Raw genomic sequence first — 18765 nt, 5'->3', positions numbered from 1 at the left:
TCCTCTGCCCGATGGCCATCCTGTGCCGGATGGCCAGGAAATCGGCGTGAGCGTAAGCACTGGAACGCGCACCTGGGGCCGAGGCCGAACGTCGTTCGGAACGATCGATACGATCCTGATCGTGGACGAACTTGATTCGGCGATCGTGCAACAGCTCCAGCGCGATGCACGGCAGACCAACCGCGACCTGGCCCGGCACCTCGGCATCGCACCCTCCACCTGCCTGGAACGGGTACGGCACCTGCGTGCTCGCGGCGTCATCCGCGGGTATCACGCCGACATCGACCCGGCGGCGCTCGACCGCAGGGTCGAGGCGTTCGTCTCCATCCGGCTGCGCCCGCTCAACCGCGATGTGATCGACTCGTTCAAGGCCGCCCTGATCAAGCTGCCCGAGGTCATGGCCGTCTACGTCCTCGCCGGGGACGAGGACCTGCTCGCTCACGTGACAGCCCGGGACCTGGACCACCTGCACGCGTTCCTCATCGACCGCCTCAGCCAGCCACGGGAGGTCGTCACCTTCCGGAGCCAGATCGTCTTCCAGAGCGCGCAGAAGCGGGTGCACCAGCGGTTGTCCGGGCAATGATCCGCCCAGGGCGTCGCAGCCGCCCGGCGCAGGATGCAGTTTTCCTTACCGCGGCCGACCGGCTGGCACCATGGTGGGCCGACCGCGCTCCTTCGTAGCGTCATGTCGTGCCCGCGCAACCCGGCGCGGCACGGGGGAACGGTGCGAGGAATGCTCACAGGCACAGGTACAGCCACCGATGCGGTCCGGCTGACCGCTGTCCGCAAGGTCTACGGCAGGCGCGGGACCGAGGTCGTCGCGCTCGACGACGTGTCGACGCAGTTCGGGCGGGGCACGTTCACGGCGATCATGGGTCCGTCCGGCTCCGGCAAGAGCACGCTGCTGCAGTGCGCCGCGGGGCTCGACCAGCCGACGTCGGGTTCGGTCGTCCTGGAGGACAGCGAGCTGAGCACGATGAGTGAGACCGAGCTGACGGAGCTGCGGCGCGACCGGGTCGGGTTCATCTTCCAGGCGTTCAACCTGCTCCCGGTCCTGACGGTGGAGCAGAACGTGACGCTGCCGCTGCGGCTCGCGGGCCGGAGCCCGGCCAAGGGCCGGGTGGCGAGCGTGCTCGAACAGGTGGGCCTGCGCGAACGGCGCAGGCACCGCCCGGCGGAGCTGTCCGGCGGGCAGCAGCAGCGGGTCGCCATCGCGCGGGCACTGATCACCGAACCGGCCGTCATCTTCGCCGACGAGCCGACCGGCGCGCTGGACACGAGGACCGCACGGGACGTGCTCGGTCTGCTGCGACGTTCGGTGCACGAGAACGGCCAGACGATCGTGATGGTCACGCACGACCCGGTCGCGGCGTCCTACGCCGATCGCGTGCTGTTCCTCGCCGACGGGCGCGTGGTGGGCGAGCTCCGGTCCCCGACGGCGGACGCCGTCGCCGAGCGGATGACCCACCTGGGCGCCTCCGCGGACGCGGGGCCCCTGGCGCCGTCGACGGCCGTCGGAGGGCAGCGCTGATGCTGCAGCTCGCACTCCGCACCCTGCGCTTCCGCACGGGCACGTTCGTCGCCGCCTTCCTCGCCATGTTCTTCGCCGCGATCGTCCTGATGGCCTGCGGCGGACTGATCGAGACGGGCATCCGAGCAGCGGCCCCTCCCCAGCAGCTGAGCACCGCCGACGTCGTCGTCGCCGGCGACCAGACGCACCGTGCGCCCGGCGGCGACGAGGACGAGCCGGCGATCCTGCCCGAGCGCGTCCGCGTCGACGCCGGGCTGGAGAGCGTCATCTCGGCGCTGCCCGGCGTGCAGGAGACCAGGACCTACGTCTTCGAGGGCTCCCCGCCGGCGGGGACCGTCGACGCCATCGGCGTGGTCGCCGAACGGGACGCGGACGTCGACGACCTGCGCGAGCGGATCGACGCCGAGCTGGACGGCGAGACCGTGACCCTCGTCGGTGACGAACGAGGCCGGGCGGAGCTGCGTGACGCCACGGCGACCAGCGTGAACGTGGTCTCTCTCGCGGGCGTCTTCAGCGCCTTCGCACTGCTGGTGTCCATCTTCGGGGTGGCATCGATGCTCGGGTTGTCGATCGCTCAGCGGCAGAAGGAGCTGGCCCTGCTGCGGGCCATCGGGGCGACGCCTCGTCAGGTGCGCCGGCTCGTCCTCCGCGAGACGCTGGTGCTCGCGCTGGTCGCCACCGCCGCGTCCTACGTCCCGGGCCAGCTCCTGGGCAAGCTCGTGTTCGACTTCCTGGCCGGACAGGGCATCGCCACGGCGGGTGTGGCCTTCCACCAGGGCTGGATACCGTCCGTGGCGGCGATGGCGGTGGCGATCCTCGCGGCTCTCGGGGGCGCTCTGGGCGCGGGACGACGGGCGGCACGGACCAAGCCGAGCCAGGCGCTCGCGGAGGCCTCGCTCGACGACAGGGCGATCGGCGGATGGCGGGTCCTGGCCGGGCTGCTCTTCGTCGCGGCCGGGATCGCGCTGACCATCGTTACCGTCGCGGTGCTGAGCGGCCCGGCTGCCCCGGCGACGGCCGCCCCCGCGGCCATCGTGTTCACCGTCGGGCTCGCGCTGCTGGCCCCCGCACTGGCGAAGGTCATGATCGTCGCGGTCCAGTGGCCGGTGCGCGCTCTCGGCGGGCTCACGGGCGACCTCGCGGTGCTCAACGCACGCGGCCGGAGCAGTCGGCTCGCTGCCGTCATGGGTCCCGTCATCCTGCTGACCGGGGTGTCGACCGGAATGCTGTACCTGCAGACGACGAACGACGCCGCCGACAGGGCGGCCTTCGCCGACGGCATCGTCGCCGACGCCGTGGTGACGGCGCCGGACCGTGTCGACCCGCGGCTCGTCGAGGAGATCGGCCGGCTGCCCGGTGTTGCCGGAGCGTCCGAGCACGTCAGCAGCGTCGGTTTCATCGAGAGCCCGCACGACGTGTCACCGATGGGCGAGGGCTGGACCCTCCAGGGAGTCACCGCCCGGAGCGCCGCCGCGAGCACACCGGTCGACGTCACTGCGGGGACGCTCGCGGACCTGCACGGCGCGACGGTCGCGATCGAGGACGAGCACGCCGGCACCCTCGGCGTCGGCGTGGGCGACCCGATCACGCTCCGGATGGGGGACAACACCCTCCTCGACGTGCGGGTGGCCGCGCTGTTCTCCGCCGCGGACGACTACGACACGCTCCTGCTCCCGGCCGACACGCTGGCCGCGCGCACCACCGCCGGGTTCCCGACACGCATCCTGGTCAGCGCGCAGGACGGCACCGATCCGGAGCAGCTGGTGGCGGACCTGACCCGGCTGACCACGGCCATGGACGGGGTGACCGTCGCCGACCGGGAGATCCTGTTCGACGAGTACGAGGACCAGAAGAAGACGGCGTCCTACGCGATCTACATCATGGTGCTCCTGCTCGTCGGATACTCGGCGATCACCGTGATCAACACCCTGGTGTCCAGCACGGCGGCGCGGCAGCGCGAGTTCGGGCTCCAGCGGCTCGTGGGCTCGACCCGCCGCCAGGTGATGCAGATGGTCGGGCTGGAGGCGGCGATCGTCGCGGTCACGGGCCTCGCGCTGGGCAGCATCGCGGCGCTGGGCATCCTGGTCCCGGTGAGCCTCAAGCGGCTCGGATCCGTGATACCTGCCGGGTCCCCGCTGGTCTACGCGGCGATCGTCGCGCTGGTCGTCCTGCTGACCCTCGGGGCGACGCTGCTGCCCGCGTGGCGGGCCACGCGGGGGCGGGCGGCGGAGGCGGCCGCCTCGGTCGAGTAGCAGCGAACCAGGTAGCTGCCCCCATCGCGGGTGCGGTGGGGGCAGCTACCTGTGCCCGCGGCCGGGGTGTGCGATCCCGGCAGGGCGGAGGAAATCTCCCGGGTGCACGGCGGTTCCCACCATGTCAGGGCACCGGGCCCGAACCCTAGGTTCGAGGACATGGAGATCAGACCGACCTCGTTCGTGCTCCCGCCCGTGACCAGCCCGGAAAGGGACTGAGATGACTATCGCTCCTGCTTCTCCGGCCCCCGTCGAGAGGCCGGCCCCTGCCCGTATCGGAGGCCCCGCGATCGGGGCGCTCGGCGCTCTCGCCCTCGCCCTCGGCACCCTGCAGACGGTGGTGGACCCTGCCCGCCCGCTGCTGGAGCGCGAGCTGGGTGTCGACACGGCGGCGGCCGCGCTCATCGCCAGCACCCTGCTGATCACCGGCGCGATCGTCGCGCCCATCGCGGGCAAGCTCGGCGACCGCTTCGGCGGCAAGCGGGTGCTGCTCGTGCTGATGGCGCTGGTCTCGGTAGGTGGCGTGGTGTCGAGCCTCGCGCCGAACCTGCCGGTCCTGCTGGTCGGTCAGACGCTGCAGGGCGCGATGGTGGGCGCACTGCCCCTCTCGTTCATCCTGGTGCGCAAGAACTTCCCGGAGGGGCAGACGCAGGTGGCCGTCGGGGTGGTCAGCGCGCTGTTCACCGCCGGGGGCATCGTCGGGACGCTCGTCGCCGGGCCGCTGGCGGAGGGCCTGTCCTGGCACTGGATCTTCGCGGCTCCGACGATCGTGATCGTCGGAGCGACGGCGGCCGTCCTCCGGCTCATGCCGAACGACCCGCCAGGTGACCAGGGCGCCACCATCGACTGGGCCGGAGTGGCCCTGCTGAGCGCCACGCTGGTCGCGCTCATGCTGGGGCTGCTGGTGGTGACGGGCGGCGGCCTTCCGCCGCTGGCGGTCGGCGGCGTGGTGCTCGTCGTCGCCGCCCTCGCCGCGGCCTGGGTGGCCGTCGAGCGCCGGGCGATCTCCCCGATGGTCGAGCTGCGCATGCTGGCAGCGCCCGCCCTGTGGAGCGCGGCCGTGCTCACCGTCGCCGTCGCGGCGATCTCCGCGATGCTGCAGACGTTCGTCCCCAAGCTGTTCCAGGTGTCGGGGGAGGGCTACGGCCTGGGGCTTGGCACCACCGACATCGGGCTGTTCATGATGCCCGCCTCCATCGCCGGCGTGCTGGCCGGATCGGTCGGCGGGCTCGCCGTGCAGCGGTTCGGTGCACGCACCGTGGCCACCACGGGCGCCGTGGCCACCGCCGGCATCCTCGTCGCCGTCGCGGCGCTGCACGACACGGTGTGGCAGCTCGTCGTCGCGCGGGCGCTCGCCGCCTTCGTCGGTGGCCTGATCACCACGGCGCTGCTCGCCAGCACCGCGACCTCCGTCGCAGCGAAGGACACGGGGATCGCCACCAGCCTCCTGGTCGTGATCCGCCTGATCGGTGCCGTCGCGGGGGGCCAGGCCGCCGGTTCGATCCTCGACGCCGGGAACGACCCGGTGACCGGGGTGCCCGCCGAGTCGGCCTTCGTCACCGGCTTTCTCGTGGCGGCCCTCGTGGCCGCACTGTCCCTGCTCGTCGTCCGTCACCTGAAGAAGGAAGTCCGGTCATGACATCTCGATCCGACACCGCTGCGCACACCGTCCTGATCACCGGAGCCAGCCTCGCCGGCCCCACCCTGGCGTACTGGCTGCACCGGTACGGGTTCGCCGTCACGCTCGTCGAGAAGGCGCACGCACCCCGTGGGGGCGGCTACCCGATCGACGTCCGCGGCACCGCGATCGAGGTGGTCCGGCGCATGGGCATCCTGCCGACGCTGCAGGCCGCGCACATCGACACCGGACGGTTCACCTTCCTCGACGCCGACGGCGCCGAGGTGGCCGTCCTGCGCCCCTCCGCAGTCGCCGGGAGCGTCGAGGGCCAGGACCTTGAGGTGGGACGTGGCAACCTGACCGCCGCGCTCTACGAGACGGTCCGGGACGACGTCGAGTTCGTGTTCGACGACTCCGTCGACACCCTCGACCAGCACGAGCGCGGGGTCGACGTCACCTTCCGTAGCGGCAGACAGCGCACGTTCGACGTGGTGGTCGGCGCCGACGGTATGCACTCGGGTACCCGCAGAGCACTCCTCGGGCCCGAGGAGCAGTTCCATCGGTACCTCGGCTACAGCTTCGCCGTGTTCACCATGCCCAACACCCTCGGGCTGTCGCGCGAGCTGCTCATGTGGAACACCCCGGGCCGGGCGGCCGCGCTCTACGCCACCGGAGGCGCCGACGACGACCTGCATGCCTTCCTCAACTTCCACCAACCGGAACAGCCGCTCCACCTCCGGCGGGACCCGGACGCGCAGCGGGACCTGGTCGCCCGGACGTACGCGGACGCCGGCTGGGAGGTCGGCACCATCGTCAAGGCCATGCACCAGGCGGACGACCTGTTCTTCGACACGGCCGGGCAGATCCGCATGCCCCGCTGGTCGAGCGGCCGGGTGGCGCTCGTCGGGGACTCCGCCTACGCGCCGTCGTTCCTGACCGGACAGGGGTCCAGCCTGGCACTGGTGGGCGCCTACATGCTCGCCAGGTCGTTGGCCACGCACGGTGACCACGTCGACGCCTTCGCCGCCTACGAGCGTGACACCCGCGAGTTCGTCACGCTGAACCAGGCACTGGTCGACAAGGGTGGCGCCCGGCTGTTCCCCACCACCGCCGAGGCGCTGGAGCGGCGCAACGCCATGCTTCGTGGCCTGGTCGCCATGCCCGCGACGACGCCGCAGCCCGCCCACTCGGCCCTCGTGCTGCCGGAGCCCGCGCCGACGTCCTGAGCCCGGTCCGGAGCGCTCGGTCAGATCCGCCGGCCGAGCGCTCCGACACGGAGGAAATCCCTACCACCTCCGGGGGAACGCACCCTGTTCCGACAGCGCCGCCCCACGCCAGGCTGGCAGTATGAAGACCATGACCCTCGACCCGCAGGCGCTGAGGTCTGCGCTGCGACCGGGCGCGTCGCGCCTGCTGAGCGCGCCGTACTCCGCCGGCACGTGGCGCGCGTACGGCTACCTGTGGTGCATGCTGCTCCTGGGACCGTTCGCACTCTTCTACACGCTGGCCACCGTGGCGGTCACGGTCGGGGCCGCCGTGACGGTCGTCGGGCTGTTCGTCGCAGGCGGGCTCGTGGTGGGCGGGCGATGGTGGGGCGCCACGTACCGCCGCCTGGCGGCCGACCTGCTGGACACGCACGTCGCGGCGCCCGTGCCCGGCCGGAGGCGGGAAGGCTTCTGGCCGCGGCTCGGGGGAGCGCTCGGCGACACGGCGGGCTGGCGAGCACTGCTGTTCATGGTCGCGGCACTGCCGGTGACGCTCCTCGGGTTCATCGTGAGCACCGCCTGTCTCGTGCTCGGGTTCGGCGGCGTGACCTACTGGACCTGGTTCTGGTCGCTGCCCCCCGAGCTGGCCATGGACAGCTCGTGGCACAACCCGGCGGGCCTGGCGCTCGTGGCCCTGGGCGGCCTGGTGGTGCTGGTCCTGTGGCCGTTGGCCCAGTCGGGCTTCGTCGCCCTGCTGACGCTGCTGACCAGGGTGCTGCTCGGCCCCACGGCCGCCAGCCTGCGGGTCGCCGAGCTGGAGCGCTCCCGCGCGGGCACGGTGCAGGACGCCGACGCCCGCCTGCGCCGCATCGAGCGAGACCTGCACGACGGGACCCAGGCGCGCCTGGTCGCCGTCGGCATGCAGCTCGGCGAGGCGCGCGAGCAGCTGGTCGCCGGAGAGACGGAAACCCTGGGTGAGCTCCTCGAGGTGGCGCACGCGTCGACCAAGGACGCCCTGGCCGAGCTCCGCGAGCTGGCCCGGGGCATTCACCCGCCGGCCCTGGACAGCGGCCTCGCGGTGGCCCTCGAGACGCTCGCCGCACGCGCGCCGCTGCCGGTCACGGCGGACATCGACCCCGCGGTCGAGGCGGGCGGCCGCCTGGCCCCGGCGATCGAGTCGATCGTCTACTTCTCGATCGCCGAGCTGGTCACCAACGCGGCCAAGCACGCGCACGCGTCGCGGGTCCACGTGCGGGTCGAGGGCGGCAGCGGCGTCCTGCACATCCAGGTGCGCGACGACGGCAGCGGGGGCGCGACCGTCGTCGCTCCCGACGGGTCCGGGCTGCGGTCAGGTCTCGCGGGGCTCGCCGAGCGCGTCGGTTCGGTCGACGGCACGTTCGACCTGTCCAGCCCGGTCGGCGGGCCGACGGTCGTGACCATGACGCTCCCCGCGGTGCGCGCCGGCACCGCGGGTGCGCACCGCACGGGCACCGGGCGCCCCGCATGACCGGGCCGGACACGACGCCGTCGGGCGGACTGCGGGTGGTGCTCGCCGAGGACTCCGGGATCTTGCGCGACGGGCTCGTCGCGCTGCTGACACGGCGGGGGCACGAGGTGACGGCGGTGCCCGACGGCGAGAGCCTGGAGCGCGAGGTCCTGCGCCTCGCGCAGGAGTCGGCGCTGCCGGACGTCGTGGTCGCGGACATCCGGATGCCGCCCACGTTCACCGACGAGGGCCTGCGCACCGTGGTCGCGTTGCGGGAGCAGTTCCCCGGGCTGCCCGTGCTGCTCTTCTCGCAGTACGTGGAGACGCGGTATGCCGGCACCCTGCTCCGGGGCGACGCGCGCGCCGTGGGGTACCTCCTGAAGGACCGCGTGGTCGACGTGGGAGAGTTCACGCAGGCGCTCGCGCGCGTCGCCCGGGGTGAGACGGTGCTCGACCCGGAGGTGGTCTCCCAGCTCATGGGCGCCTCGGAGCGGGACGTCGCCCAGGTGCGGCTGACCGGCAGGGAGCGCGAGGTGCTCGAGCTCATCGCGCAGGGCCGGTCGAACGGCGGCATCGCGGAACGGCTGTTCCTCTCCCAGGGCGCCGTGGAGAAGAACGTCGCGGCGATCTTCCAGAAGCTCGACCTGCCGTACGACGCCGCCGACAACCGCCGGGTGCTCGCCGTGCTGCGTTACCTGGGCACCTGACGGGTCGGCACCGAGGTGTCGTTCGAATCGTGGGTCGCCGTCGTCGCGCAGGTGGGCTGCGGTGGCCGGGAATGATCGCTCGAATATCGGTAGAAATCCATTGACAATCGATCGATACGCGACGATGCTCGCTGCATGAGTCGCATCGTCTTCGGCATGCTCGCACTGTTGATCCTCGGCGGGATCGCCCTCGGCCTGTTCGCCCAGGTCGTGATCCTGCCCGGGATCGCGGCCGACGAGGTCAGGCACTTTCCACCGTACGAGCCCTACCGCGTGCCCCTCCTGGCCGCCGGGATCGCGTTCATCGCCTGCGCGCAGGTGTCGCTCGCCGCCCTCGGGGCCCTCGTCTTCCGTGCCCAGGCGGGCACCTTCTTCCGGCCGGGCACGCAGCCCTGGGTGATCGCGATCGGCGCGGCGGTCGGCGTCGCGACGCTGCTCACCGGCGGCTTCTTCCTGTACCTGACGTTCGTGGGGATCCCGATGCCCGACGAGGACATGGGGGAGCTGGGGCTGTGGATGGCGAGCGGCCTGGGATCCTTGGTCGGCGTCGCCCTGCTCGGTGTCGTCTTCGTGACCCATCGACTCGTCGAACGCGGGACGGACGCCCAGACCGAGCTGGATGGCGTGCTCTGATGGCGATCGTCGTCGAGATCGACGTGCTCCTGGCGAGACGGAAGATGTCCGTCGGCGACTTCGCCGATGCGATCGGCCTGAGTCCGGCCAACGTGTCGGTGCTGAAGAACGGCCGTGCGAAGGCGGTTCGGTTCTCGACCCTCAATGCGATCTGCGAGGTTCTCGGCTGTCAGCCGGGAGATGTGCTGCGGTGGGTCGACGAGGGCGACGAACCCGGCTGAGAGTGAGCCTGGTCCCGGACCTGCCCGCAGGGTGCGGTCAGCGCACGCTCGACCCGTTGAGCATGATCTGCTGACGTACCCGCTCGGCGTCGGCGGCCGGCGGGCGGCCGTGCAGTGCGTGGTAGTCCCGGGAGAAGTGAGAGGCGCTGCGGTACCCCACCGCGGCGGCCGCCTGGGCCGCGCTGTCACCCAGCACGACCATGCGGTGCCTGGCCTCGCCGAGCCGGAGCCGCCGGAGGTACTGCACGGGCGTCATCCCGGTGACCTGGCGGAACCGCGCGAACAGGGTGGACTCGCTCGTCCTGACTGCCGCGGCAAGGTCCGGCACCGACCAGGGCTCGGCCATCCGTCGGGTGAGCAGGGCGGTGGCCTCGGCGACGACGTCACCCTCGCGGTTCCCGACGGCGGCGAGGATCCGTGGCGCCTGGTCGGTCTGCAGCAGCCGCAGGACGACCTCTCGCGACACGAGCGGTGCGAGCACCGGGATGTCCTCGGGTGCGTCGAGGAGCCCGATCAGCCGAGCGAACGCGTCGGCAAGACCAGGCGTCCAGGTGCCGAGCCGGGCCGTGGGGACGTCGTCCCGGTGCGGCCGGGGCATCGCCGCGGCGACCTCCGTCACGATCCGGGTGTCCAGCTGCCACATCGCGGACACGAAGCCGGCGTCCGGGTCTGCCGAGACGACACCGGCGATCACGGGCAGGTCCACCGGCGTGATGATGAACCGCTCCCGGCCCCAGGTGTCGTCGTCGTCCCCGACGATCGACCGCTTGCGACCCGCGAGCACCACCGAGAGAGAAGGCGTGTAACGCTGGTACCCGAGCTCGGTCGGCCGAGACACGTGCGACACCCGTAGGCCGATCCGGGTCGCGCGCTCCGCGTTGCCCATGGTGCGGAGCGCACTGGTCAGCGCACGGTCCAACCGGTCCGAGATGACGTGGTCCACACGCCCATTCTGCCCGGCCACGACGAGCAGGGCCGCCCTGCGGCGGGCGGCAGGGGATTCGGCAAGGAGTCCGGAGTTCCGGGCAATCCCTGACCCTCAGGGCCGGGCGACGATCCATTCATGCAGACGAACGAAGCTCTCCTCGGTTCCCTCACCACCGACGACCGGCTGGCGGGTCGGACAGCGCTGGTCACCGGAGCCTCCAGCGGTATCGGTGAGGCGATCGCCAGGGTCCTTGCCGCATCCGGCGCGCGCGTCGCCGTCGCCGGGCGGGACACCGACCGGACGCAGGCCGTCGTGGACGCGATCACCGCGGCGGGCGGCTCCGCCGTCGCCGTGCTCGGGGACCTCGGTGCGGCACCGGACGACGTGCGCACCCTCGCCGCGCGAGCCACCGAGGCGCTCGGCGGCAGGGTGGACATCCTGGTGAACAACGCCGGCGTCTACCCGAACGCGCCGACACCGGCGATCACCGACGACCAGATGGAGTCGCTCTGGGCCACGAACATCCGGGCGCCGCACGTGCTCGTCGCCGCGCTCGCTCCGGCGATGGTCGCCCGCGGCTCGGGCGTCATCGTGAACGTCGGCTCGTGGATGGCCCGCGTCGGTGTGCCGATCATGGGCCTCTACCCGGCGACGAAGGCCGCTGTCGAACAGCTGACGCGTGCGTGGGCGGCCGAGTTCGGGCCCCGCGGTGTACGGGTGTCGACCGTCGCACCGGGCGCGACGGCCACCCCCGGGAACGCCGGCTCGAGCGAGACGCTCGCGATGATGACCGCCGGGACGCCCGCCGGTGTGCCGGTGCGGCCGGTCGACATAGCGTTCGCGGTCCGTTGGCTTGCGTCCGACGAGGCAGCCTTCGTCCACGGCGGGACGATCGACGTGGACGGCGGCCTGTCGGCCACCCGGTTGCGTGGCTGAGGGGGCTCGCCGCCTCGCTGCCGCCCCGGCGGCAAGCTCGTCCTCGTGCTGTGAGTCGTGGCCCACGTCGGTCCGCGCGTTCGCCCGCCGGACACCTGGCGGCCACCGCCGCATCATCGTGCCGGGCTTCACTACCGCGGTGACACAGGGACGTACCAGATCCGGCATCGTGCTGCTCGTGGCCCTGGGCGCCGTGTCGTCCGGGTGCTCGGCCGGCGGGGGAGACATGACACCCGGCCCGACGGGCACCGCCTACGAGGTCGTGCCCGAGCCGGGGCGGACGATCGAGGTGACGCCGCCCGCGTCGGTGCCGGGCCTGGACGGGTACCGGATCGCCGCGATCACGCCCGACGACTCGGATGCCTCCGCGACCCTGCTGTCCGCCACCCGGGCGGTGGCCTCGGCGAACGGTGCGGACCTGCGTGAGTTCCCCGTCGAGGCGGAGGGCACGGATCCGGTCGGCGAGGCCTTGGACCGCGCGCTCGGCGTCGAGCCGGACCTGATCGTCGGGCTGGGGGACGGTGTGGTGGACGTGTTCGGCTTCGAGAGCGCGCAGCGCCTCGACCAGCAGTTCCTCGTCGTCGGTGCGCAGCTCGCCGAGCCGACCGGGAACGTCACCGCCGTGATCTGGGACGGTGCGACCTCGCGCGGTTCCGCGGAGGACCGCGGCCAGGACGCGCTCGAGGCGGGGCTGGCGAGCATCCAGGACGGCGTCACCGGTGTCGTGCTGCACCTCGGCCGGGCGGCGGAGCGGCCGCGCTGACATCGCGTGCGACGGCCTCCGGTGATCCTTCCCCTGCGCGGCACCTGGTGTTCATCGGAACGTCCTGACCAGGTCATCTGGGGTGAGCAGGGTGGCGGTCGGCGCCATGGACGCGCTCCCATCCCGCTGCACGGAACTCAAGATTGGCGTGTGACCTCTTGCTGAAGACCACCGCGTCGCCGACCCCTGTCGGCCACTCGCGCAAGCACAGGAGCGGACGGCGCCGGCTCGCGGGCCTCGCCCTGCTCTCGGTCGTGGCGGGAGGTCTCGCCGCCTCGCTCCCCGCCACCGCGGCCGGCGTCCAGCCGGTCCGTGCCGAGGCGGAGGCCGCCGCGGGCGAGGCGTTCCTCACGACCGCCGACGCCTGGAAGTACTCGGACGACGGCACGGACCCGTCGGGCGACGGATCGCTGTCGTGGACCACTGCCGGCTTCGACGACTCCGCGTGGGACGAGGCCGTCGGGCCGTTCGGGTCGAAGCGCGGCGCTGCGGACCTCGGGGGCGGCTTCGTCGCGAACACGTTGCTCCAGTACCGGCTGGACGGTTCGGAGAACACCGTGCCGACCTACCACCTCCGCACCGGGTTCGAGGTCTCGGAGGCGCAGCTCGCCCAGCTCGACTCGCTGACGGGGACGATCACGTACGACGACGCCGTGCGCGTCTACGTCAACGGGACGAAGGTCGCCGGATTCGTGGACGGCCGCGTGGAGCAGGCCGCGAACCAGAACGTCACCTACGCCGGAGCCAGCAACGGCGACCCGCTGACCAGCACGTTCACGGTCCCGGCGGACGTGCTCGAGCCCGGTGCGAACACCATCGCCGTCGCGCTCTACCAGGACCGCGAGACCAGCAGCGACATCTACCTCGACCTGGCATCGCTGGCCCCGGCGGAGCCGGCCGCCGAACCGGAGATCGCGGACATCGCCCTCCACGTGGGCGCCACCCAGGCCGAACGCAACCTGACCTGGTACTCGACCGCCGACGTGCCGCAGGTCGCCCAGCTCGCGAGGGCGGCGGACGTCGTCGACGGTGCCTTTCCCGTTTCGGCCCGCACGATCGAGCCGACGCGGGGCGGTGAGACCACGAGCGGCGAGTTCTTCCGCGACGTGACCTTCGACGGCCTGGAGGAGAACACCGAGTACGCCTACCGCGTCGGCAGCGCGGAGACCGGCTGGTCCGACGCCCACACCTTCCGCACGCAGGACTTCTCGGGCGACTTCTCCTTCCTGTTCTTCGGCGATCCCCAGGTGGGCGCGTCCGGGAACCTGGCTGCCGACGAAGCCGGCTGGATCGACACGCTGAACGTCGCGACGCAGACCTACCCGGACGCCGAGCTGCTGTTCTCGGCGGGCGACCAGGTCAACACCGCCTCGAGCGAGGCCGAGTACGACACCTTCCTGAAGCCCGAGCAGGTCCGCAGCGTCCCGCTGGTGGTGACCAACGGCAACCACGACGTCGGGTCGAAGGCGTACGAGCAGCACTTCAACGTGCCGAACGAGGACCTGGCGTCCGGTGCGGCGTCCAACGGGACGTCGTCGGGCGGCGACTACTGGTTCCTCTACAAGGACGTGCTGTTCGTCAACATCAACTCCAACAGCCGCGACTACGGCTCCCACAACGCCTTCCTGGAGAAGGTCGTGGCGGAGCAGGGCGACCGGGCGAGGTGGAAGGTGCTCGCCTTCCACCACTCGATCTACTCGGTGGCCGCGCACACGAACGACAGCGACATCATCGACCGGCGTGCCAGCATGCCGGCGAAGATCTCCGAGCTGGGCTTCGACATGGTGCTGATGGGGCACGACCACAACTACACGCGCAGCTACCTGATCAAGGACGGCGAGCTCGCCGACCCGGCCGAGGTCGCCGGCCAGGAGCGTGTCGAGGCCGAGGACGGCGAGGCCCTGTACGTCACGGCGAACTCGGCCAGCGGTTCGAAGTACTACGACACCCGGGCGCCCGAGGCGTGGTTCGCCTCGGTGATCAACCAGGAGAAGGTGCGCAACTACTCGGCGATCGAGGTCACCGACGAGACGCTCACGGTGCGCACCCTGCGCAGCCAGGCCAACGGCGTCGCCCTCCCGGTGAACAGCGTCGTGGACGAGGTCGTGCTCGCCAGGGCGGACGACGCCACCGAGCTGGACGTGTCGGTGGACGTCTCGACGCGGGTGCTGGCGGGCACGCAGTACGTGTCGACGGTCGTGACGAACGGCGAGGACGCCCCGGTGGACGTCGTGGTGGAGACGGCCTACGGGACCAAGTCGTTCGCCGCCGTGCAGCCCGGGCGGTCGGCGAGCGTGTCGATGAGCTCGCGTGCGACGTCCGTCCCGGCCGGCGAGGTGACGGTCACCGTCACGGGGCGGATCGGCGGCGAGACGGTGACGACGACGAGGACCGCGTCCTACCCGGCCGCCGGCTGAGCCGCAGCGCCCGGACCAGCACGCCCGGACCAGCACGCCCGAACCCTCACGCGACGCCGTGCGGCCTCGCGACGACAGGACCCGGAACCAGGAGAGAACGAACGTGGACAAGAACACCCTCGTGCTGCGCGGCAGCGTGATCGCCTTCGGCGCCGCGCTGCTCGCGTCGGCGGGCTCGGCCGCCATGGCCGACGACGACCAGAACACCCGGAGCGTCGACGTCGGCGTGGAGATCGAGCCGCTCACCGGCCCGAGATCCCTCGCGATGACGGTCGAGAGCGACTCGACCGTCCTCACCGAGGGCCCATCGACGGGGCTGGAGCGCGTCTTCACCGGCACCCTGCCGAAGGTCACGGTGACCGACACCCGTGCGCCCGGCGACATCCCGGACGACGCCTTCTGGTACGTGATGGGCACCGCGAGCGACTTCCACGACGAGGAGGGCCAGAACACGATCGAGGCGAGCCACCTCGGCTGGTCGCCCCGGCTCGTCGCGGGCGAGGGCGAGGGGGAGCCCTTCGTCGAGGTCGGCGGCGACGTGGCTCCGTCGGACCCGGGTCTGGGTGACCAGGAGCTGCTGTACCTCGCGGAGTCGGCCGACGCCAACGCCGCGGGCGGCAGGTTCAGCGCGGTCGCCGACCTGGACCTCGTGGTCCCGGCGGACGTGACGGCCGGAAGCTACTCCTCGACGATCACCCTGTCGTTGTTCGAGTGAACGCGCTCGCCACGCTCGCCGGCCTGACGCTCGTCGCCGCCTCGGCACTCGTGGCCGCGCCTGCCGCCGCCGAGGGCGACGCCGTGACGTGGTCGGTGCGTCCCGGCGACGAGAACGGCGAGGACGGTCGTGCCTGGGTCGAGTGGGAGGCGGACCCCGGTCAGTCGCGCACCGAGCACATGGTCGTCACCAACCACGGCGACGAGACGGTGGAGTTCCGGCTGTCCTCCGCGGACGGGTACTTCACCGAGACCGGCCGCTTCAACATGCTGCCCTCCGACCAGGAGTCGGTCGCGGCCGGCCGCTGGATCGAGCTGCCGGAGAGCGTGACCGTCCCCGGGGGCGCGGCCGAGGTGGTGCCGTTCACCGTCACCGTCCCGGACGACGCCGAGCCGGGCGACCACGCCGCGGGTGTCGCCGCGAGCGTGCACTCGACGGGCGGGGGCGAGGTCGGGGTCGGGTTCCGGGTGATGACACGGGTCACGGGCGAGCTCGACCCGTCGCTCGGCCTGGCGGCGTCGGCCTCCTACACGGGCCGTCCGAATCCCTTCGAGGCGGGCGTGGTCGAGGTCGCGTACGAGCTCCGGAACACGGGGAACATGCGCCTGAACGCCCGGCCCGAGATCACCCTGTCCGGCCCGTTCGGCCTCCGCGATCGCACCGTGCAGGGGGCGGAGATCGTCGAGATCGCGCCGGGGCAGACGCGGCACGGGACCGTCCGCCTCACGGAGGCCTGGCCGCTCGGCGCCTACGACGTGACCGTGGTGGCGCAGCCCCTGCCCGTCTCCGACGAGCTCTCGTTCGGCGGCGTCGAGCCGGCGAGCGCGCGGACGACCGTGCTCGCGATGCCGTGGCCGCAGCTGCTCGTCCTGCTCCTGGCGGCGCTCCTGGCGACCTGGTCCGCCCTGCACCGTCGTCGCGGCCGGCGGCGGACCGAGGAGCTTGTCGCACGGGCGCGCGCGGAGGCGCTCGCCGAGGCCGGCGTCCCCCACCCCTGACACCCCACCGAGCCGGAGAAACCCTGGTCATGTCCCACGCATCTCGTCCTGCCCGTCTGCTCGCCGCGCTCGCGGCGCTCGCCCTGACCGGAGCCGGTCTCGCCGGCGTCTCCGCCGGCACCGGACCGGCCGCCGCCGCGGCGGTGGTGGACGAGACCGACTACGCCGGTCTCGTCAACTCCTTCGTCTCGACCGAGGACGACTTCGGCCAGGACCTCGTCGGCGCCGAGGCACCGAACTCGATCGTCAAGATCAACCCGATGACGGCTCCGGGCCGCTCGCACTCGGGCTACGACCACGCCGAGGACCAGATCGCGGGCTTCACGCACACCAACCTCAACGGCGTGGGCGGCTCGGGCGCCGGTGGCGACCTCCTCGTCGTGCCGACCTACCAGGAGTACACGAGCCGCCCGGGGACCGGCACGTACGCGAAGGACTACAGCCACGCGGACGAGGAGGCCGAGCCGGGGTACTACGCCGTCGACCTCGCGACCGACGCCGGCGCGATCCGCGCCGAGGCCACCACGGACGTGCGCACGGGGCAGGACCGCTTCACGTTCCCGGCGGCCGGGACCGCCTCCCTCGTGCTCGACCTGCGCAACAACTTCACGAGCCGCAAGGGCGCCTCGCTCGGGTACGAGACGCTGGACGACGGGCGCGTCGCGCTCTCCGGCGACTTCACGGGCCACTTCAACGGCTACGACTACCGGATGTACTACTACGTCGAGACGACGGCCCCGGCCACGGGCGTGCGCACCTGGGCCGGATCCGGTGACCTCACCACGCAACCGCAGCGCGAGGGCACCGACGTCGGCGCGGTCGTCGACTTCGAGGTCGAGGCGGGGCAGCAGGTGGGGCTCACGGTGGCCGTGTCACCGATCAGCGTCGAGCAGGCGAGGACCGACCTGGCCGCCGAGATGGGGGACCGCTCCTTCGAGCAGGTGCGCGAGGAGACGCGGGCCGCGTGGAACGAGATCCTCGGCAGGCTCGCCGTGACGGCGTCCGCCACGAGTGATCCGGACGGCGAGCTGCGGACGCTGTTCTACACGCACCTGTACCGCATGTTCGGGACCCCGGTGAACGCGACGAGCACGAGCGGCACGTACCGCGGCCTCGACGGCGAGGTGCACCAGGCCGACGGTTACACGCACTACGACGGCTGGGGGTTCTGGGACGACTTCCGCAAGTACGAGATCCTCGCGGTCGGGTACCCCGAGGTGTTCCGCGACATGGCCCAGTCGGTGGTCGACCTCTACGGATCGTTCGCGAGCACCGGAAAGGGCTCCTTGTCGAACGTCACCCACTCGGTGCCCACCGTACGGTTCGAGCGCGCGGCCGTCGTCGTGGCGGACGCGATCGCCAAGGGCGCTCAGCTGCGCGGCCTCGCCCAGGCCTGGCCCGCCCTCGTCTCGCAGTCGCAGGGCGGGTACGCCGACGAGGGGAACGCACGCCGCGGCTACATCGCGAACGAGGTGGACGACACGCTGGGCACCGCCTACGACGACCGCGCCATGGCGACCATCGCCGACGCGCTCGGGAAGACGGACGAGGCGCAGCGGTACCGTCTGCGCGCCGCCAACTGGACGAACCTGTTCAAGCCGGATGCCGTCACCCTGGCCGACGGCACCACGACCGGACTGATCTTCCCCAAGGACGCGAACGGCGTCTGGGTCGACGCGGACCCCGAGCGGTTCGAGGCCGCGAACCTCTACCAGGGCACGCTGTGGCAGTACCACTGGTACACCGCGGCCGACATGGGCGGGCTCATCGGCAAGATGGGCGGCGAGGAGACCGCGCGGAAGGCGCTCGGCTTCATGTTCGGCGAGCACGCGCCCGAGGACGGCAGGCGCATGCTGCACGCCAACGCGAACGAGATCGACCTGCAGGCGCCGTACCTGTTCAACTACGTCGGCGCCCCGGCCAGGACCCAGCACTGGGTGCGGAGCATCTACACGAAGGAGACGTGGAACCGCTACATCGCGACCGGCAGCACGCACGAGGCGCCGTCGAGCGGTGGTGAGCTCACCCCGCCGGTGCGGACGAAGGTGTTCCGGAACGATCCGCAGGGCTTCCTGCCCACGATGGACAACGACACCGGAACCATGTCGTCCACGTTCGTCGCGGCCGCGCTGGGCCTGTTCCCCGTGGCCGCCGGATCCGACGAGTACCAGATCGGCACGCCGTTCTTCGAGAACGTGCGGATCAGCTATCCCTCCGGCCGGACCTTCGAGATCTCCGCGGACGGGGTGTCGCCCGAGGCCTACTACATCCAGTCGGCACACCTGAACGGTGCGTCGTTCGAACGCACCTGGGTGACGTACGACCAGCTCACCACCGGGGGCGAGCTGAGCTTCC

At 71.9% G+C, this 18765-nt stretch carries 15 protein-coding genes and 2 pseudogenes; 16 read left to right on the top strand and 1 reads right to left on the bottom strand.

Annotated features, from left to right (window positions below; translation table 11 throughout):
• Positions 1-121 precede the first annotated feature (121 nt).
• The 9 genes from ACIG47_RS23660 to ACIG47_RS23620 all read left to right on the top strand — a co-directional run bounded on the left by ACIG47_RS23660 (position 122) and on the right by ACIG47_RS23620 (position 9653).
• Positions 122-583: an Lrp/AsnC family transcriptional regulator gene (locus ACIG47_RS23660; RefSeq protein ID WP_397415311.1), complete on the top strand. Its 462-nt coding sequence runs from the start codon at positions 122-124 to the stop codon at positions 581-583.
• Positions 584-733: 150 nt separating this feature from the next.
• Complete coding sequence (locus ACIG47_RS23655) at positions 734-1531, top strand: ABC transporter ATP-binding protein (protein ID WP_397433513.1); 798 nt, start codon at positions 734-736, stop codon at positions 1529-1531.
• The gene (locus ACIG47_RS23650; protein WP_397433512.1) at positions 1531-3783 is read left to right on the top strand and encodes an ABC transporter permease; all 2253 of its coding nucleotides are present in this window, start codon (positions 1531-1533) and stop codon (positions 3781-3783) included. The genes ACIG47_RS23655 and ACIG47_RS23650 overlap by 1 nt, the downstream gene beginning before the upstream one ends.
• Before the next feature lie 220 nt (positions 3784-4003).
• Positions 4004-5422, top strand: a complete 1419-nt coding sequence (locus ACIG47_RS23645) for an MFS transporter (protein WP_397433511.1) — start codon at positions 4004-4006, stop codon at positions 5420-5422.
• Complete coding sequence (locus ACIG47_RS23640; protein WP_397433510.1) at positions 5419-6627, top strand: FAD-dependent monooxygenase; 1209 nt, start codon at positions 5419-5421, stop codon at positions 6625-6627. The genes ACIG47_RS23645 and ACIG47_RS23640 overlap by 4 nt, the downstream gene beginning before the upstream one ends.
• A gap of 121 nt (positions 6628-6748) precedes the next feature.
• Positions 6749-8113, top strand: a complete 1365-nt coding sequence (locus tag ACIG47_RS23635; RefSeq protein ID WP_397433509.1) for a sensor histidine kinase — start codon at positions 6749-6751, stop codon at positions 8111-8113.
• Entirely contained in the window at positions 8110-8799 is a 690-nt protein-coding gene (locus tag ACIG47_RS23630) for a response regulator (protein WP_397415324.1), read from the top strand. Before ACIG47_RS23635 ends, ACIG47_RS23630 begins: the two co-directional genes overlap by 4 nt.
• Positions 8800-8934: 135 nt before the next feature.
• Positions 8935-9432 (top strand): DUF2975 domain-containing protein, encoded by a 498-nt coding sequence (locus tag ACIG47_RS23625; protein ID WP_397433508.1) that lies wholly within the window; start codon positions 8935-8937, stop codon positions 9430-9432.
• Positions 9432-9653 (top strand): helix-turn-helix domain-containing protein, encoded by a 222-nt coding sequence (locus ACIG47_RS23620; protein WP_397415328.1) that lies wholly within the window; start codon positions 9432-9434, stop codon positions 9651-9653. The genes ACIG47_RS23625 and ACIG47_RS23620 overlap by 1 nt, the downstream gene beginning before the upstream one ends.
• Positions 9654-9690: 37 nt before the next feature.
• Here ACIG47_RS23620 and ACIG47_RS23615 read toward each other — a convergent pair whose 3' ends face one another.
• Positions 9691-10596: an AraC family transcriptional regulator N-terminal domain-containing protein gene (locus ACIG47_RS23615; protein WP_397433507.1), complete on the bottom strand. Its 906-nt coding sequence runs from the start codon at positions 10594-10596 to the stop codon at positions 9691-9693.
• Positions 10597-10716: 120 nt separating this feature from the next.
• Between ACIG47_RS23615 and ACIG47_RS23610 the strand changes: the two genes are divergently transcribed.
• From ACIG47_RS23610 to ACIG47_RS23580, 7 genes and pseudogenes are all read left to right on the top strand, one after another.
• Entirely contained in the window at positions 10717-11517 is an 801-nt protein-coding gene (locus ACIG47_RS23610) for an SDR family NAD(P)-dependent oxidoreductase (protein WP_397433506.1), read from the top strand.
• A 139-nt stretch (positions 11518-11656) separates the two neighbouring features.
• Positions 11657-12280, top strand: coding sequence for a hypothetical protein (locus ACIG47_RS23605; RefSeq protein WP_397433505.1), 624 nt, complete (start codon positions 11657-11659; stop codon positions 12278-12280).
• A gap of 158 nt (positions 12281-12438) precedes the next feature.
• Positions 12439-14697, top strand: coding sequence for a fibronectin type III domain-containing protein (locus ACIG47_RS23600; RefSeq protein WP_397433504.1), 2259 nt, complete (start codon positions 12439-12441; stop codon positions 14695-14697).
• A gap of 103 nt (positions 14698-14800) precedes the next feature.
• Entirely contained in the window at positions 14801-15412 is a 612-nt protein-coding gene (locus ACIG47_RS23595) for a hypothetical protein (protein WP_397433503.1), read from the top strand.
• Complete coding sequence (locus tag ACIG47_RS23590; protein ID WP_397433502.1) at positions 15409-16410, top strand: WxL protein peptidoglycan domain-containing protein; 1002 nt, start codon at positions 15409-15411, stop codon at positions 16408-16410. Before ACIG47_RS23595 ends, ACIG47_RS23590 begins: the two co-directional genes overlap by 4 nt.
• Before the next feature lie 29 nt (positions 16411-16439).
• A pseudogene (locus tag ACIG47_RS23585) lies at positions 16440-17273 on the top strand (hypothetical protein); the annotation flags it as partial.
• Positions 17262-18764, top strand: a pseudogene (locus tag ACIG47_RS23580) (glycoside hydrolase domain-containing protein); the annotation flags it as partial. The pseudogenes ACIG47_RS23585 and ACIG47_RS23580, both read left to right, overlap by 12 nt.
• Between the last annotated feature and the right edge of the window lies 1 nt (position 18765).

This window comes from Promicromonospora sp. NPDC052451, assembly GCF_044547525.1.
Lineage (GTDB): Bacteria > Actinomycetota > Actinomycetes > Actinomycetales > Cellulomonadaceae > Promicromonospora.
This window is presented reverse-complemented; position numbering and strand designations above follow the sequence as displayed.

What these genes read in the sequence shown, in the direction of transcription:
- ACIG47_RS23655 (WP_397433513.1), top strand. Translation starts at nt 734, where the DNA reads ATGCTCACAGGCACAGGTACAGCCACCGATGCGGTCCGGCTGACCGCT.
- ACIG47_RS23650 (WP_397433512.1), top strand. Translation starts at nt 1,531, where the DNA reads ATGCTGCAGCTCGCACTCCGCACCCTGCGCTTCCGCACGGGCACGTTC.
- ACIG47_RS23645 (WP_397433511.1), top strand. Translation starts at nt 4,004, where the DNA reads ATGACTATCGCTCCTGCTTCTCCGGCCCCCGTCGAGAGGCCGGCCCCT.
- ACIG47_RS23640 (WP_397433510.1), top strand. Translation starts at nt 5,419, where the DNA reads ATGACATCTCGATCCGACACCGCTGCGCACACCGTCCTGATCACCGGA.
- ACIG47_RS23635 (WP_397433509.1), top strand. Translation starts at nt 6,749, where the DNA reads ATGAAGACCATGACCCTCGACCCGCAGGCGCTGAGGTCTGCGCTGCGA.
- ACIG47_RS23630 (WP_397415324.1), top strand. Translation starts at nt 8,110, where the DNA reads ATGACCGGGCCGGACACGACGCCGTCGGGCGGACTGCGGGTGGTGCTC.
- ACIG47_RS23625 (WP_397433508.1), top strand. Translation starts at nt 8,935, where the DNA reads ATGAGTCGCATCGTCTTCGGCATGCTCGCACTGTTGATCCTCGGCGGG.
- ACIG47_RS23620 (WP_397415328.1), top strand. Translation starts at nt 9,432, where the DNA reads ATGGCGATCGTCGTCGAGATCGACGTGCTCCTGGCGAGACGGAAGATG.
- ACIG47_RS23610 (WP_397433506.1), top strand. Translation starts at nt 10,717, where the DNA reads ATGCAGACGAACGAAGCTCTCCTCGGTTCCCTCACCACCGACGACCGG.